The sequence below is a fragment of the Paucilactobacillus vaccinostercus DSM 20634 genome (assembly GCF_001436295.1).
Lineage (GTDB): Bacteria > Bacillota > Bacilli > Lactobacillales > Lactobacillaceae > Paucilactobacillus > Paucilactobacillus vaccinostercus.
Window position 1 is genome coordinate 1 of sequence record NZ_AYYY01000027.1, and the last position, 16,095, is coordinate 16,095.

General features: G+C 42.0%; 19 protein-coding genes. 15 read left to right on the forward strand and 4 right to left on the reverse strand.

Translation table 11 applies throughout. The features are described from left to right. Positions 1-79: 79 nt before the first annotated feature. Positions 80-1,015 (reverse strand): ribonuclease HIII, encoded by a 936-nt coding sequence (rnhC, locus tag FC26_RS06930; RefSeq protein ID WP_057779102.1) that lies wholly within the window; start codon positions 1,013-1,015, stop codon positions 80-82. A gap of 109 nt (positions 1,016-1,124) precedes the next feature. On the opposite strand from rnhC, the gene zapA reads away from it, so the two are divergent. The 4 genes from zapA (at position 1,125) to trxA (ending at position 4,704) form a co-directional block, all read left to right on the forward strand. Beyond that, a complete protein-coding gene (gene zapA / locus FC26_RS06935) occupies positions 1,125-1,373 on the forward strand; it encodes a cell division protein ZapA (RefSeq protein ID WP_057779105.1) in 249 nt (82 codons plus the stop codon). A 12-nt stretch (positions 1,374-1,385) separates the two neighbouring features. Continuing rightward, positions 1,386-1,910, forward strand: coding sequence for a CvpA family protein (locus FC26_RS06940; RefSeq protein WP_057779107.1), 525 nt, complete (start codon positions 1,386-1,388; stop codon positions 1,908-1,910). Between the two features lie 17 nt (positions 1,911-1,927). Next, a complete protein-coding gene (locus tag FC26_RS06945; protein WP_057779109.1) occupies positions 1,928-4,297 on the forward strand; it encodes an endonuclease MutS2 in 2,370 nt (789 codons plus the stop codon). A 95-nt stretch (positions 4,298-4,392) separates the two neighbouring features. Next, positions 4,393-4,704: a thioredoxin gene (gene trxA, locus FC26_RS06950; RefSeq protein WP_057779111.1), complete on the forward strand. Its 312-nt coding sequence runs from the start codon at positions 4,393-4,395 to the stop codon at positions 4,702-4,704. A gap of 44 nt (positions 4,705-4,748) precedes the next feature. Here trxA and FC26_RS06955 read toward each other — a convergent pair whose 3' ends face one another. Then, entirely contained in the window at positions 4,749-5,237 is a 489-nt protein-coding gene (locus FC26_RS06955) for a YslB family protein (RefSeq protein ID WP_083483774.1), read from the reverse strand. Positions 5,238-5,379: 142 nt separating this feature from the next. On the opposite strand from FC26_RS06955, the gene murI reads away from it, so the two are divergent. The 6 genes from murI to FC26_RS06985 all read left to right on the forward strand — a co-directional run bounded on the left by murI (position 5,380) and on the right by FC26_RS06985 (position 9,768). Further along, positions 5,380-6,180, forward strand: coding sequence for a glutamate racemase (gene murI, locus FC26_RS06960; protein ID WP_057779114.1), 801 nt, complete (start codon positions 5,380-5,382; stop codon positions 6,178-6,180). A gap of 1 nt (position 6,181) precedes the next feature. Next, positions 6,182-6,781, forward strand: coding sequence for an XTP/dITP diphosphatase (locus FC26_RS06965; protein ID WP_057779115.1), 600 nt, complete (start codon positions 6,182-6,184; stop codon positions 6,779-6,781). After that, entirely contained in the window at positions 6,778-7,305 is a 528-nt protein-coding gene (locus FC26_RS06970; RefSeq protein ID WP_057779117.1) for a metallophosphoesterase, read from the forward strand. Before FC26_RS06965 ends, FC26_RS06970 begins: the two co-directional genes overlap by 4 nt. Positions 7,306-7,402: 97 nt before the next feature. After that, positions 7,403-7,876 carry a cyclic-di-AMP-binding protein CbpB gene (gene cbpB, locus FC26_RS06975; RefSeq protein WP_057779120.1) on the forward strand — a complete coding sequence of 158 codons (474 nt, stop codon included), beginning with the start codon at positions 7,403-7,405 and terminating at the stop codon, positions 7,874-7,876. 20 nt (positions 7,877-7,896) lie between these two features. After that, positions 7,897-8,607: a 2,3,4,5-tetrahydropyridine-2,6-dicarboxylate N-acetyltransferase gene (gene dapD / locus FC26_RS06980; RefSeq protein WP_057779122.1), complete on the forward strand. Its 711-nt coding sequence runs from the start codon at positions 7,897-7,899 to the stop codon at positions 8,605-8,607. Positions 8,608-8,619: 12 nt separating this feature from the next. Next, positions 8,620-9,768: an N-acetyldiaminopimelate deacetylase gene (locus FC26_RS06985; protein WP_057779123.1), complete on the forward strand. Its 1,149-nt coding sequence runs from the start codon at positions 8,620-8,622 to the stop codon at positions 9,766-9,768. Positions 9,769-9,822: 54 nt separating this feature from the next. On the opposite strand, the gene FC26_RS06990 is transcribed toward FC26_RS06985, so the two are convergent. Beyond that, positions 9,823-10,698, reverse strand: coding sequence for a mechanosensitive ion channel family protein (locus FC26_RS06990; RefSeq protein ID WP_420835222.1), 876 nt, complete (start codon positions 10,696-10,698; stop codon positions 9,823-9,825). Between the two features lie 173 nt (positions 10,699-10,871). Between FC26_RS06990 and FC26_RS06995 the strand changes: the two genes are divergently transcribed. After that, a complete protein-coding gene (locus FC26_RS06995) occupies positions 10,872-11,291 on the forward strand; it encodes a DUF948 domain-containing protein (protein WP_057779126.1) in 420 nt (139 codons plus the stop codon). A gap of 15 nt (positions 11,292-11,306) precedes the next feature. After that, complete coding sequence (locus FC26_RS07000; protein ID WP_057779128.1) at positions 11,307-11,705, forward strand: YtxH domain-containing protein; 399 nt, start codon at positions 11,307-11,309, stop codon at positions 11,703-11,705. 71 nt (positions 11,706-11,776) lie between these two features. Here FC26_RS07000 and FC26_RS07005 read toward each other — a convergent pair whose 3' ends face one another. Beyond that, a complete protein-coding gene (locus FC26_RS07005; RefSeq protein ID WP_057779130.1) occupies positions 11,777-12,874 on the reverse strand; it encodes an aminopeptidase P family protein in 1,098 nt (365 codons plus the stop codon). A gap of 171 nt (positions 12,875-13,045) precedes the next feature. Between FC26_RS07005 and ccpA the strand changes: the two genes are divergently transcribed. The 3 genes from ccpA (at position 13,046) to FC26_RS07020 (ending at position 15,700) form a co-directional block, all read left to right on the forward strand. Beyond that, on the forward strand, positions 13,046-14,047 hold the full coding sequence (gene ccpA / locus FC26_RS07010; RefSeq protein ID WP_057779132.1) for a catabolite control protein A: 1,002 nt from the start codon (positions 13,046-13,048) through the stop codon (positions 14,045-14,047). 18 nt (positions 14,048-14,065) lie between these two features. Beyond that, on the forward strand, positions 14,066-14,878 hold the full coding sequence (locus FC26_RS07015; RefSeq protein WP_157061102.1) for a hypothetical protein: 813 nt from the start codon (positions 14,066-14,068) through the stop codon (positions 14,876-14,878). Positions 14,879-14,968: 90 nt separating this feature from the next. Continuing rightward, positions 14,969-15,700: a YebC/PmpR family DNA-binding transcriptional regulator gene (locus FC26_RS07020; protein ID WP_057779135.1), complete on the forward strand. Its 732-nt coding sequence runs from the start codon at positions 14,969-14,971 to the stop codon at positions 15,698-15,700. Positions 15,701-16,095 lie beyond the last annotated feature (395 nt).

Here is a 16,095-nt window from a genome sequence, read left to right on the forward strand (position 1 = left end):
TTCCTAGGAAGGCAAGCTTTAATTATTTGCTTGTCTACCCAAGAAGGAGTATAGCCTGAGAAAAATCTCACGAGGCTTTTTACTTTAAGTGTGTGGCAATTGCTTGGGCTTTTTGTGTGTTAGCGAAATGGACCTTGGCAAACTGATCAAGTGAAAGACCGCGGTGCAGCAGCTTGGCTGCAATTTGATCGACAGCATTGCCGGCACCAATTGGTAGGGTAATGCCAGCCTGTTCCGTAAGCTGATCCATCACCTGTAGTGACACATAGCGCGCGAGTACCGAGGCGGCTGCAACAGCAAGATGAGCCTGTTCACCCTTGATTTGAAAGTAGACGTGGTCCTTGAGAATGACTGGTTGCCCCTTCAAGTAGCGATAGTAGGTAGCGGGGGCGACAAACTGATCAATTAAGATTGCATCAGGAGTCGTTGGCTGAATTTTTTGCAAGACCTTTTGGAGGGCTAGGTTGTGACAGAGGGCTTTGAGCTGGCCTTGATTATGGTAGCGTGCCATTAATTGGTTATACTTATCGGGCATTAAATTAACAACATGGTACGGTAGAAAGGTAATTAGCTGCTTAGCCATTTTAATGATTTCGGGATCGGTGAGCTTCTTTGAATCTTGAATGCCAAGGGCTTTCACGGTATCCAAGTGATCACGATCGACGAATACTGCGGCTACAGTGAGTGGTCCAAAGAAGCTGCCAGTTCCGACTTCGTCAGAGCCAAGCACCGACCACGTTGCAAAACCAGTGGGCAATGGTTGGGACGTAGCGTGACGATGTGTGCTGGTATGGGATGTGGTTGCCGCAGCTTGTGGGGTAAAATGCCACCGAGCGAGCTCAGATTGAATATGGGGGCCTTGAAACATTACTTTACCTGACCGGTAAGCTGTGACAACCGTTCCATTTTTTTTAGCACGAAATACTGCACCAGGTGGGGTTGAAGTAAGCGACGATGTATAATATTGTTTTAACCGAGTAATCTCGGCCGATGAAACTTGATGAACTTCTTGCATGACTGACATCCTTTAAACTTGATGAATTTAGTGTAGCATAATCTTTCCAATAGTAATTAAAAATTGATAATGATAGAATATTACAGATAGTCTTTTTAGGAGGCCCATAATGAGTGAAAATGTAAAGAAAAGATATAAAATTGAAATTGATGGTGAAACCTACACCATTGCCGGACCAGGATCGGCGGAGCATGTGAAGGTTGCTGAACAATTGGTAAACGAACAGATTGAATACTTGAAGGAAGTTAATCCTAAATTATCGGCTCTGCAGCGGGCTAATTTAGTTGCTTTCAATGCGGTTGCTGACCAAATTGAAAAACAAAAGGAAGTTGAACGACTTCATGAGCAAGACCAGTAAGGAAGCAACTCGATGATACTGACAATTATAATTTTATGCTTACTAGTTTGGGGATTCTTTCACGGAAAACGTCAGGGCCTGTTACGAATGCTACTGAATATTGTTAGTTACGTGATCGCAATCGTGGTTGCTAAGGCCGGGGCAACCACGATTGGCAATTGGCTTGCTGGCTTTTTCCCAATTTTAACTTCACAAACGGCGAATAGCAGTCAACTGAGTAACGGCAATGCGTTTTTCTATAACGGGATTGCCTTCATGATTATTTTTGGGATTGTGATTGGGCTCTGTCACTGGGGGAGCCGACGTTTGAATTTGTTGACTAAATTACCGGTTATTCACCAAGCTAATGCGGTTGCCGGCGGAATTATTAGTTTAGGATTGGTGTATGTGACGGTATTTGCAATTCTGGTAGTGTTTCAAGTTTTCCCCAATGATGGGTGGCAAAACCAACTCAGTTCTTCCGTGGTTGCACAATGGATGATTCATAACACGCCAGTGATATCACAACAGTTTATCACGTGGCTGTCAAATCGTTAAATTAAAGGAATAGATAAATGAACACAAAAATATTAGAAACAATGGCGTTTGATAAAATTAAGGGACAGCTGTCGCCGTACTTAGTTTCTGCGGCCGGCAAAAAAGAGTTGGAACAGCTCCAACCCGAGGCCGACATGACAATTGTGACTCAGTTGTTGGCGGAAACCACCGCCGGAGCTGATATTCTTCGGCTGGCCGGGGGAATCCCAATTCCAACGTTGAGTGATATCTCAACACAACTTAAGCGACTCAAGATTAAGGCGACCCTCAATGGGACTGAACTTGCTCAGGTGAGTCGTGTATTGCGGGCAAGTGCCACGGTCAAAACGTTCTTTGAAAAATTACGGCAACAAGAAATTGATGTGCGGGCGATTGAACACTACGTTGACGAGTTAGTGACGATTCCAACGATTACAAAGCAATTGGTTGACGCACTAGAAGACGATGGTCGGTTAACGGATGAAGCATCGCCTAAATTACACGGCCTGCGTGAAAAGATCACACGAAACGAAACACTGATTCGTCAAAAGATGGAAGACTATACGCGTGGTAAAGACGCGAAGTATTTAAGTGATGCGATTGTGACTATGCGTAATGAGCGGTATGTCTTGCCCGTCCAGGCAAACTACCGGAGTCACTTTGGTGGCGTGGTACATGACCAAAGTCAAACAGGCCAAACGCTATTTATTGAACCACAGGCAGTTATGGAGTTAAATAATAAGTTGCGTGAGGCTCAAATCGAGGAGCGCCATGAAGAACAACGAATTTTGACTGAATTATCAGCGTTATTAGTTCCTTACCGATTTGAAATTAAGCACAATGAAGGGATTCTTGGTCATTTGGATTTTGTAAATGCCAAGGCATTGCTAGCACATGCGACGAAGGCGACATTGCCAATTGTGAGTGCAGACAATCATGTGGCGTTACGAAAGGCACGCCATCCATTGATCGATCCTCAAAAGATGGTGGCTAACGATATTATTATTGGTGAGTCGTATAAGGCGATTATTATTTCGGGACCTAATACGGGTGGGAAGACCATTACGCTAAAAACAATGGGACTTCTTCAGTTGATGGCGCAGTCTGGATTATACATTACGGCTGATGAAGAGAGTACGGTCGGCGTTTTCAGTAATATTTTTGCTGATATTGGCGATGAACAGTCACTGGAACAAAATCTCAGTACTTTTTCAGGCCATATCGAAAACGTCAAACGAATTTTAGATCAGTTGGATGATCGCAGCCTAGTTTTGCTAGACGAATTAGGAGCCGGAACGGATCCTAAGGAGGGAGCAGCACTCGCGATGGCGATTCTGGATGCAATTGGAACTAAGGGGAGCTATGTGATGGTCACGACCCACTATCCAGAACTCAAAGTCTACGGGTATGATCGTCCTGAAACGATGAATGCCAGCATGGAATTTGATCAGGAAACGCTTCAACCAACTTATCGGCTGTTATTGGGAATACCAGGTCGTTCTAATGCGTTTGAGATCGCCACTCGATTGGGAATTGATCCTCAAATTATCACAGAAGCACGGTCGTTAACCGACGATGACAGCCAGGACCTTAATGATATGATTGGTGACTTGGTGGCGCAACGAAAACAAGCACATGATCATGCGACAGCCTTAGAGGGCCAGTTACACGATGCCGAAGCACTACAAAAAGAGCTGAAACAGAAACTGAGTCAGTTTGAGAATAATAAGGAACAAATGAATCAAAAGGCACGGGTTGAAGCAAATCACTTGGTTGCCGATGCACGGAAACAAGCTGATAAAATTATTAGTCATCTGCGTGAGATGGAACGTCAGCAAGGGGTAAACGTTAAAGAAAACCAGCTGATTGATGCAAAGGGCGCCCTGAATGCCTTACATGTCGATGACCCGCGTTTAAAGCAAAATAAGGTCCTGCAACGTGAAAAACGCAAACATAACCTGAAGGTGGGTGATGCGGTATTGGTGAAGTCATATGGCCAGTATGGCGAGCTGACACGCAAGATGGGCAAACAAGATTGGGAAGTTCAACTAGGAATTCTTAAGATGAAGGTTGCCGAAAGTGACTTGGAAAAGACGGATAAGACGAATATTCAAGAAACAGAAAAGAAGCCAAGACGGGCAATGGTCCACACACAACAGACACGACAGACGTCCGCAAGACTTGATTTGCGGGGGCACCGCTATGAAGAAGCAATGCAAGAAGTGGAACGGTTTATTGACCATGCTATCTTAAATAATTTACCGTCAGTAACCATTATTCACGGTAAGGGCACCGGCGCTTTACGGAAAGGAACCCACCAGTATCTGCAAAGTAATCCGCGAGTGAAGTCATTCGAATACGCAGCTCCTAATGCGGGTGGTGATGGTGCCACGATCGTCTTTTTGTAAGCAAATTTAAACTGATTAAAAGTAAGCAAATAAATTTGTATTTTAAAAAACTTTTGGTACACTATGGATAATCATAAATTAAGGGGGAATTTGAAATGGCAGTCGCAGAAACAACAGATCAAACATTTAAAAAAGACACCGCAACAGGTGTGACATTAACAGATTTTTGGGCAACTTGGTGTGGCCCTTGTCGGATGCAATCACCCGTTGTTGAACAGTTATCCGAAGAGATGACGAATGTCACATTTAACAAGATGGATGTTGACCAAAACCCGAATACACCACAAGAATTTGGCATCATGAGTATTCCAACCTTGGTTGTCAAAAAAGATGGTCAAGTAGTAGATACGATTGTTGGCTATCACTCAAAAGAACAGTTGAGTCAACTTTTGAACCAATATCTTTAATTAGTGATCACAGAAAAAACGCTTGCCTTGTTGGCAAGCGTTTTTTATTCGGCGTCATCAGTCTGTGGTGTTTCCAATTGAAGAAACTCAACTGGTTCAATATCACTAGCTGAATCCTTAATATTATGTTGAACTAAGATTTCGACCATGTTTTTCTTTTGTTCGGTGACCTGGGCTTCGGTCGTTGCATTGGTTTGTAGTTCAATTTGCTGTGCCAGAAAACCGGCTTCCAATGTAAAGTTAGGTCGTGGTAGTGTAAGACGATCGGTGACTAATTGACCGTCTAATAGCCAGATTTGTTGTTTGCTAGTTTGCTTTTTTAATTTCAGATGGCCAAAACCGAGTTGATCAAATAGTGCGACAATGGATGAGGTACTTTCAACCGGAAATTGCCGAGCCAAATCCTTACCGGCCCAGTATAAAATACCATCGGTTTCTTTATCTAAAACGGCGGGGATGAGGACATCGCGTAGTACGGATTGAGGTAGGCCAGCCGAATCATGTAATAGTTGTTCGTATAATCGTTGAGACATAAGTGCACTCCTTTATTTAATCAATCACTATTATACAGGTTAATTAAGTCGGTTAAAGGATTAATTAGGTTATTTTCCTTGAAAAAATCTAAAGACAACGTAATAATTAAGAATCAGAGATTGGTGAGAGGAGACGAGAATAATGGACAAACGCCCAATCGGGATCATGGATTCTGGCATCGGTGGCCTCACAGTTGCCAAGGTATTGCAACGGGAACTACCGCATGAATCAATTGTATTTGTTGGTGATCAAGCACGGTTACCATATGGTATCCGGCCGGTTGAAGAGATCCAACAATTTTGCCTTCAAATTGCTCGCTTTTTACTTGAATATGATATTAAATTGATGATTATTGCCTGTAACACGGCGACAGCTGCGGCCTTGGAATATCTGAAAGCACAGTTACCGATTCCGGTGGTTGGGGTTATCAGTCCTGGTAGTCATGCGGCGCTTGCATTACCGAATCACCAACGAATTGGTGTTATTGCCACGGAAAAGACGATTGAAAGTCAAGCATACTCCAAACAGATTCAAGCGCTTGATCCCAATAGCCAGGTCATTGGATTGGCTTGCCAGGAATTCGTGACACTTGTTGAAAAGAATATGATGAAAACTGATCATGCCCGGCAAGTAGTTGCTGAAAAAATGCAGTTCTTCAATGAGCATCCAGTGGATGCAATTATTTACGGCTGCACCCATTTTCCGTTGTTACAAGCTGAAATTCAGCAGGCGCTGAGGACGCCAATTCCATTGGTTGATGCGGGGGCGGCCACTGCCCAGTTTGTCAAAGACCAATTGATAGCGCTTGATGGGTTATCGGATGCTCCCAAAGCGCGAACTTGGTATTTTACAACCGGCGATCCAATTGAATTTCGGAATGTCGCTGGGCAATGGTTAGAAAATAAGATGATTGATGTTTCAAACATTAAGCTAGGAGATTAGTATGAAGCAAATTGTTGTAGCAACTAAAAATCCCAATAAGGCGCGTGAATACCGTGAGTTGTTTGCGCCATGGCAAATTGAAGTGAAGACGTTGGCGGACTTTGACCGACCGATTGAAATAGAAGAAAATGGGACAACTTTTGAAGAAAATGCTTTAATTAAGGCTCAGGCTGTCGTAACTGCGACTCAACTACCAGTAGTCGCTGATGATTCTGGCCTTGTAGTCGATGCGTTGGACGGGGCACCTGGAATTCATTCTGCACGATATGCGGGGGATCATGATGATGATGCCAATAATGATAAATTGTTAGCGAACTTGGTGGGTGTTTCGATGGATCAACGAACGGCGCACTTTCATACGACGTTGGTGGCGCTGAAACCCAACGGACAAAAGCTTGTAGCCAATGGCGATGTGAATGGGCTAATTTTAACTCAACGGCGAGGTGAAAACGGCTTCGGTTATGATCCGTTATTTTTCTTGCCGAAATTGAATAGTGCCATGGCGGAATTAACTGATGAACAGAAAAATAGTGTCAGCCATCGAGGACGAGCAATGCGCCAGATGATGACGCAGTTTGAAAGTTGGTGGACGGAAGAATGAAAATTTTAATTGTCAGTGATAATCACGGAGATCGTGAAATATTGACAACCATTGCGGCCACGTTTAAAACTTCGGTGGACATTATGGTTCACTGTGGTGATTCAGAAATGGCGGTTAATGACCCACTATTTGAAAGCATGCCCAGTGTGTTGGGAAACAATGATTTCGGTCAGCCGTTCGCCAAACAGCAACTGTTAGAAGTTGGCATCCAGCGATTGTTGGTGACTCATGGGCATTTGCAAAATGTTAACTTTACCATGAACAACTTGGCGTTTTTGGCGCAGGAGCAACATGCTGATATCGTTGCTTATGGGCATACTCATCAACTAAGTGCGATATATAGTCAGGGAATCTTGTATGTGAATCCAGGCAGCATTAGCTTGCCACGCGGTCGGTATGCGCGTTTGGGCGGTACCTTTGCCATTGTAGATGTGCAGTCAACTCGATTTACGGTCCAGTACTACAATCGTTCGATGAACGCAATACCGGAACTTCGTCTCGAGTTTGAACGCGAAAAGAAGTAACCGTGTGTAAAGTGTAAAACTTTATTATCATCTGTTTTTTATGTATCTAATTGAAACCGAGTTAGCTACAATGGAGCTAATGAAGGGAGAGCTTTCGATGATTAACTCAGCAGTTGAGCATATGTTAACGGAAAACAAAGAAAAATTTTTGATTCCCGCCAACATTGTTGCCAACGTGTTAGAAAATAATAATTTATACCACGCATTTTTGGTTTTAACCCGAATCAAATACGCTAAAATTGTGGTGCTTGATAATGATGGTCGGTATAAAGGATTATTATCCTTGGCCATGATTACAGAACAAATGTTTGAAACTGAAACGATTAATGTTGAAAAACTAAAAACAATTAAAGTTGCGGATGTCATGCAAACAGATGCCCCAACAATTAGCGATCCGTATGATGTTGAACAAGATTTGCACTTATTAACGGATCAACCATTTTTACCAGTTGTGGCGGATAATGGTGATTTTACGGGGATTGTAACGCGTCGTGAACTTTTTAAAGCAATTAACCATCTTGTTCATGATATTGATGAAGAGTATGATATTATAACTAAAGATCAAATGTAGTTAGAGAAGGGGAGTTTCACATGGCAAAGCTAGATGCACAATCAATTATTAATTACATTGGTAATTCTGAAAAGAAGACACCTGTTAAAGTATATTTACGAGGTGATCTTGCACAGGTTACCTTTCCAGACGGGATCAGACCATTTGTAAATGACCAAAGTGGAGTTATTTTTGGTGACTGGAAGGATGTTAAGCCATTCTTAGCTGCTAATGAAGGTGTAATCGCGGATTATGAGATTGAGAATGATCGCCGTAATTCAGGGGTACCCTTACTTGATATGAAAGAAATTAATGCACGGATCGAACCCGGTGCCGTTATCCGTGAAAAAGTGCTCATTGGCGATAATGCCGTTGTGATGATGGGGGCACAAATCAATATTGGTGCTGAAATCGGTGAAGGGACCATGATTGACATGGGCGCCGTGCTCGGGGGCCGTGCAATCGTAGGAAAAAATTGCCACATTGGTGCTGGAACTGTGTTAGCTGGCGTGGTAGAGCCACCTTCGGCTACGCCTGTCATTGTGGATGACGATGTGCTGATCGGTGCAAACTGTGTTGTTTTGGAAGGCGTACATGTTGGGGCAGGCTCAGTCGTTGGTGCTGGCGCGGTCGTCACAAAGGACGTTGAACCAAACACGGTGGTTGCTGGTGTTCCTGCTCGTAAGATTAAAGATATTGATGATAAAACTAAGAGCAAGACTGAATTAATGGACGAATTAAGAAAGCTGTAGGCTGAAATTAATATGACGTTATCAAACAATCAATTGTTAGAAATTTACCGTCATCTCCATCAGTATCCTGAGCTTGGACTGGAAGAATTTAAGACACATGACTTTCTGAACACCGTTATTGGGCAGATGCCACAGGATTTCTTAACGGTTAAAACGGTGACCCAATTGCCAACTGCAATACTTGTGAAGGTGGCTGGACGAGACCATAGTAAACGGATTGGCTATCGGACGGACATAGATGCTTTACCCGTTACTGAGGAAACTGGTCTATCGTTTAAATCGAAGCACGAAGGGATTAGTCATGCATGTGGGCACGATATTCACATGACGGTGGCGTTAGGTGTTTTGAGTTATTTTGCCGATCACCAACCACAGTATGATTTGATTTTTATCTTTCAACCATCTGAAGAAAATCATAGCGGGGGGATGCAGCTTTATCAAAGTGGCGCTCTCGATGAATGGATGCCCGATGAAATTTATGCGTTGCATGATAATCCGCAACTACCTGCTGGTGCTATTGGCTGTTTGAATGGAACTCTCTTTGCTGGGACATGTGAAATTCATGCTGATTTTTATGGTAAAAGTGGGCATGCGGCCTACCCACATAATGCCAATGATATGGTAGTAGCGGCTAGTGCGTTTGTCATGCAAATTCAATCGGTTGTTAGCCGGAGTGTTGATCCAATTCAAGGTGGAGTGGTAACTTTAGGTCACCTAACTGCGGGTGATACAGGAAATGTGATTGCCGGCCATGCACATATTGATGGCACAATTCGGGCATTAACACAGGATAATAATCGATTAATGCAGCAACGGGTCCGTAGTATTGCTGAAGGAGTTGCATTAACGTACGGTTGTCAGGTTGATTTAACGCTTCATCAGGGTGGTTATCTACCCGTTGAAAATAATCCTGCCATTACCGCAGATTTTATTGATTATATGAGCCATCAAACAGATGTTAACTTTATTGAGACAAAACCTGCGATGACTGGAGAGGACTTCGGTTATTTGATTTCAAAGATTCCGGGAACCATGTTTTGGTTGGGCGTTGACAGTCCTTATTCACTACACAGTGAGAAAATGGCACCTAATACGGCGGCTATTGAACCAGGAATTCGTGCGATTACGGGGTATTTTGAACATCGATTTAATACAATTTAAGCATAATAAAAACCTTCGAAAAAATTTTTTCGAAGGTTTTTATTATAGCGGTGATTAAGATAGGTCCTTTTTATCGGTATACTTGATGAGTGTAACGTGTTGCTCTTGTAATGCACTAAGATACTCGGAAAGGTAAGCACTACGAATTTTTTCTTGGGCACCATTTTCGGTTGTAACGGTAATTCGAAAAACAAGTAAATTATTACTGTTCAAAGTAGGTCCCACGATGTCTGGTCCGGAGGTCACCTCTGCAAATTGAGCGTTCAGCTTTTCATTGACACTCGTTACGATCGTCTTAATTTGATTAAGTGGTGCGTTAGAGTCAATGCGAATGTCAATTTGGACGTGCATATTATTACGGGAGAAGTTACTAACGATGGTAATATTACGATTAGGGATAAAATTGAGGGTACCGTCAGCACTGGTCACTTGGGTTGTTCGTATTCCAAGCGAGGTGACGGTACCTTTAATGGTACCGATTTGAATAACATCACCAACATCAATTTGTTGCTCGATTAAAATAAAGAAACCAGTCACAACATCGCTAACAAATCCTTGGGCACCAAGTCCAAGAGCGATACTGAAAATTCCGGCACCGGCGATTAACGTCCCCACAGGTACACCGATGAGCGAAAGAATGGCGTAAAGGTAGAAAAAGAAACATGTATATCGGAAAATGTTGAGTGTTAAGGTGCGAATCGTATTGGTTCGGTTCGGTGCCAGTGGCGTTTTAGCGAGGTAGCGTTTAAACGTTCGATTGATTAGCCAGCGGCCGATCCACAGAATAAAGGCGAACGCGACAGTAATGGTAACAATCATTAAGAGCCGGCTAAGTGCATGTTCAGCAATTGATTGCCAGCTAATTTTGGTTAATGAATTCGTAAAACTTGTTGTTTGTTTTGAAATGTTGGCGTTGATAGACGCGAGTATAGTCAGATTCACCAAAAACTCCTCCAATTTGACAGACTATTGGTATAGTAGCAAAAAAATTAGGGAACTGCTAGCGTTGTTTGAACCGTTCATGTAGATTTCGTTGCGGTGAAATTTGTAACGTGATATGCTTGAACATATAATGTGGTCTATTCTGTAAGGAGGGAACATGGATGACGGTGGGACAAATCGCAGGGTTAATTGCAGCAATCGCATTTTTAATTCTAGTCTTATTTATCGGCCTATTTTTAGTTCGCTTAAGTGCAACGTTAAAAGAAACTAAAAATAGTGTTGCGGTATTAACGAATGATGCCGATGCACTTAGTAAAGAAGTTGAGGTTATTTTAGGCAATGCCAATGAATTGCTAGAAGATGTTAATCAAAAGGTATCGACGATTGATCCGGCATTTCAAGCAGTTGCCGATTTGGGAACGAGTGTTTCTGAGTTGAACGATGCAACGCATAAGGTGACGGATCGATTCAAGGGGAGCGCTAAAAAAACAGCAGGAACAGGTTTAGCTGCAACGCTTGGTAAGACGGCGGTTACAAGTATTTGGAAACGACATCGAAACAAGAAAAATAGCCAAGATTAAATGGGAGGAAAACTCATGAAAAAAGGATTAGCTGGTTTAGTGGTCGGTGGTGCGGTAGCCTTTGTTGCATATCGGTCATTATCTGAAAGTCGAAAAGAACAATTGCGACAAACTGCTCGTCAGACGTGGACTGACTTAAAGGAAAATGCAATTGATTATGCATTATTAGCAGAGGACACAGCCGAAGAATTTCTTGATAATGCTGATGATTATAAGGAAAGTTTTCAGGAAAAAGTGCAAAACACAAGTGATAAATTGAGTACAAAGAAGGATGAAGCCTTGTCACACTTCAGTAATGACAATTTTGACGAACAAACTGCTTCAATTCGGGAACAGTTATCGTCAGTGACACGCGAACAACCAGAAGAAGATATTGTAATTGACAAAACGGATACGGAATCTGATCAAGACTAATCAATTCATATTCGGTAAACAAAAAGCATGCGACGATTGATAGTGTTCAATCGTCGCATGCTTTTTTATCACTAGTCAACAAATGTTAAGTCCTTGGAAGTATGAGTAAATGGTAAACAGCCATCCTTGGTAATATGAACGCAATCCTCAATGCGGACACCTGCAACGCCGGGAATGTAAATTCCTGGTTCAATTGAGAAGCACATTCCAGGTTCTAGTTCCATGTCATTTCCCGCCATGATTGATGGAAATTCATGTTCACTCATTCCCATACCGTGACCGAGACGGTGAATAAAGTATTCGCCGTAGCCGGCACGATCAATAATATCACGAGCTACTTTATCTAATTGTGCGGCAGTCATGCCTGGTTTGGCAGCCGCTTGGGCTGTTAGTTGAGCTTCCAAGCAAACTTGATAAATATCTTTTTGTTTGTCTGTCAACGTGCCAACACCCACGGTTCTAGAAGCATCACTGATATAGCCTTCGTAGATGGTACCTAGGTCGAACAAAACTAATTCATTGTTTTGCACCTTATTGATTGAAGTGGCACCATGTGGTTCAGCGGCGTGTGCACCAGCTTGAACAAGCGTATCGAAACTCATTTGCATGATACCGTGTTGTTTGAGTGCATATTCTAAGGTTGCTGCAATTTGTTGCTCGGATTGTCCAACCTTAACAGCTTCAAATCCCACTTTGAAGGCAAAATCGGCCCATTTACCAGCTTCATCAAGCTTTTTAATTTCGCCTTCGGTCTTAATGAGCCGAAGTTTTTCGATGTTTGGTGTTAAGTCGGTATTAAAGGTGGCATTGGGAAATTCAGTGGTCAATGATTTTAAGCGACTAACGGTCAATTGTGATTGTTCAATTCCCCATACTTTGGGATTGGGATTTCTTTTTTTGATTTGGTTAGCAATCATTTGGAATGGCTGTTCGTGGTCAAGGTAGCCATATACCGGAAACTTCCAGCCGGTATCCTTAATTGCTTCCACTTCCAATGCGGGGGCAAAGATGAAGGGATCGTGATCAGGAAAGACGAGTAATGCCAGGATTCTTTCGATGGGGTCACTACCGAACCCGGTTAAATAATTGATTGTCATTGGATCGCTCAGATACGCAACGTCTAAGTGAAGATCAGCGACTTGTTGCTGTACTTTTTCTAATTGTGTCATTAAACTCGCTCCTTTTTTATTTATCAGATACGATTATACCATATCTAAATATGTCATTTTTACGAAAAATAGGGTTTTCAGATTGCACTTTTGGTAATTATCTGCTATATTAGCTAAGTTATGAAAGAAAATGAAAGCTAGTTAAATCAACAATGAAAGGGCTTAATGTAAATGGAAAAACAAACAGTCACAATTTACGATGTCGCAAGAGAAGCAGCAGTTTCGATGGCCACTGTCTCTCGGGTTGTAAATGGTAATCCCAATGTTAAACCAGCAACGCGCAAAAAGGTGCTGGACGTTATTGAACGATTGGATTATCGCCCAAATGCGGTGGCACGTGGTCTTGCAAGTAAGAAAACGACAACCGTGGGGGTTATCATTCCCGATGTTACGAATGCCTTTTTTGCGCAATTAGCGCTCGGAATTGATGACATCGCATCGATGTACAAATACAATATCATTCTGGCAAACTCTGATGAAAATGGTAGTAAAGAGTTACAGGTTGTGAATACACTTCTAGCGAAGCAGGTTGATGGAATTGTATTTATGGGTAACAAGATCGGCGATGATATCAAGCAGGAATTTAAACGCGCTCAGATCCCAGTTGTTGTTTCTGGTTTTATGGGAGAAGAGGATAATCTTCCTAGTGTCAGCATTGACTATGTTGCCGCAACTAAAGAAGCGGTAACTAACTTGTTGAACCACGGCAACCAACATGTTGCTTTAGTTACTGGTCCCATTGATCAAGCAATCAACGGGAAGTATCGTTTGAACGGATATAAGCAGGCACTCGAAGCAGCGGGAATTGAATTCGATGACGCATCTGTGTTTGGAACCAATGAATCTTATGATGCGGGTTATAAGCTGGCTGAACAGCTACAAAATTCAGATATTTCAGCGGCGTTTGTTGGTGATGATGAGCTTGCAGCCGGGTTACTAAATGGCTTGACTGATCGTGGCGTGAAAGTACCAGAAGCGTTCGAAATTATTACGTCAAATGACACCAAGTATGCTGAAGTCACGCGTCCCAAAATGTCTTCAGTGACACAACCACTCTATGATATTGGAGCCGTTTCAATGCGATTGTTGACTAAGCTGATGAATAGTGAAGAAGTTGACGAACGCAATATTATCCTACCTCATGGATTTGTTGAACGCGATTCAGCAAAATAGAAAGGTGGCTATCATTAGTTGCAATCAAGACAGGAACGTCATTCAATGGGCCAACAACCCGTGCAGCAAAAACGCCATGTTGGTTCTAAATTTTTGGGGATAGTATTTATCGTTATTTTTATGATAACGATGATTGCCAATCAAACCTTACTTAATGAAAAGTTTGTTGCCAATCAGATAACCGAATCTCAAATTGGGGATGAGATCGTTTCGGATGTTAATCAGAGCGCTTCGCAGTATGGATTGTCTGAGAAAATCATGACAAAAAAGATTGCTAACGAATTGATAAAAGATGCAATTAGTGATGTGTTCAATGATCAAACAGTTAGTATTGACTACACACCAGTCTATAATCGAGTTGATCGATTAATTAATCAAAAAGTTTCTAGTTTGGGCTATGGCTCAGTTAGCCTATCTAGTACGGTTAAGAGTGAATTAAGAGCAAAAATGACATCGGTGATTAATGACCAGTTAGATACAACCGAACTGACGACCGTTAGTAATGAACTGGCAACGGTTAAACAAGCAGTGAATGTGATGCAAATTGTCAGTGGAGGCGTTTTAGTCTTGTTATTGGTTGTTGCGTTGTTCAAACGTTATGTGCTTAGTTGGTTGGGAATCGTCGCATTATTTGGCGGGATTCTCACCCTAATTATCATCAAGGGTGCCAATATGGTCCTGACGAGTGTTTTAACGTCTCAGGAAGTTTTAGCATCATTCAGTCCGCAATTACCGAATGCTATTTTTAGCAGTAGCTTAATTTACCTAATCGGGGCGATTATTATCGGGATTTTACTATTGGGAATTAATAAAGTTATCCACCGATCATAGATAAACAGTTTTAAATCTTGAAATCACTTGCTGATTTTGATAGACTTTTCGTGTGTGTTATTTGAAAATAAATAGAAAAGAGGAGTTACTATGTCAGGACATTCAAAATGGCATAATATTCAAGGACGTAAAAACGCCCAAGATGCCAAACGTGGCAAAATTTTCCAAAAAATTTCACGTGACTTGTATCAAGCCGCAAAAGCAGGTGATCCTGATCCAGCAAACAACCCTCAACTTCGTTTGGTAATGGATAAGGCTCGTGCTGCCAACATGCCGAAAGACAATGTTCAACGTGCGATTGATAAAGCAACTGGTGCCGGTGGCGCTAAGTTCGACGAAATTACCTATGAAGGCTACGGTCCTGGTGGTATTGCAATTATGGTGTCAGCATTGACTGATAACAAGAACCGGACCGCAGCTGCCGTTCGTTCAGCATTTACTCATTCAGGTGGCTCTCTTGGCGCTACGGGATCGGTTTCGTACATGTTTGATCGCCGTGGATACATTGTTATTCTTCGCGAAGATTTGGACACTGATGAAGATACAATGTTGATGGATGCCTTGGATGCTGGTGCGGAAGATATGAACACTGAAGAGGCAGCATTTGAAATTTACACTGTTCCAAGTGACTTAGCTAGTGTTCGTGATGCCTTACAAGAAAAGGGATACGATTTGGATACTGCTGAAGTGACAATGATTCCTCAAAATACGACTGCAGTTCCTGCTGACAAAGCATCTCAATATCAACATCTGATTGATGAACTTGAGTCAAACGATGATGTTGCTGATGTATATGATGCTGGAGAACTACCAGAAGAATAGGCTTTTATTAAGATGACTTGTTAGAGTCATCTTTTTTAGTGAAAATGATGCGTTTGTTTTCATATAAAGTATATAACTCTTAATAGATATTATTCGATTAAGGCATTCCCGTTATTAAAGGGGGATGCTTTTTTAATGGAATTTACAAAATAGTTTAAAAATAGTGTTGACGAGATACGAAAAGCCGTGTATAGTAATTAATCGTTGTCACCGACGTTAACAACACCATGATCAAAATGATCAAGAAAAAAGTTGTTGACATTGAATTATCAATCTGTTATTATTAATAGCGTTGCTGATTCAAAAGGAAGCAACATGGTAGACCTTTGAAAACTGAATAAAGTTTCGACAAATCAAATGTGTAGGGTCCTTTAGCCCGTAGGGTTAAAGGCAAA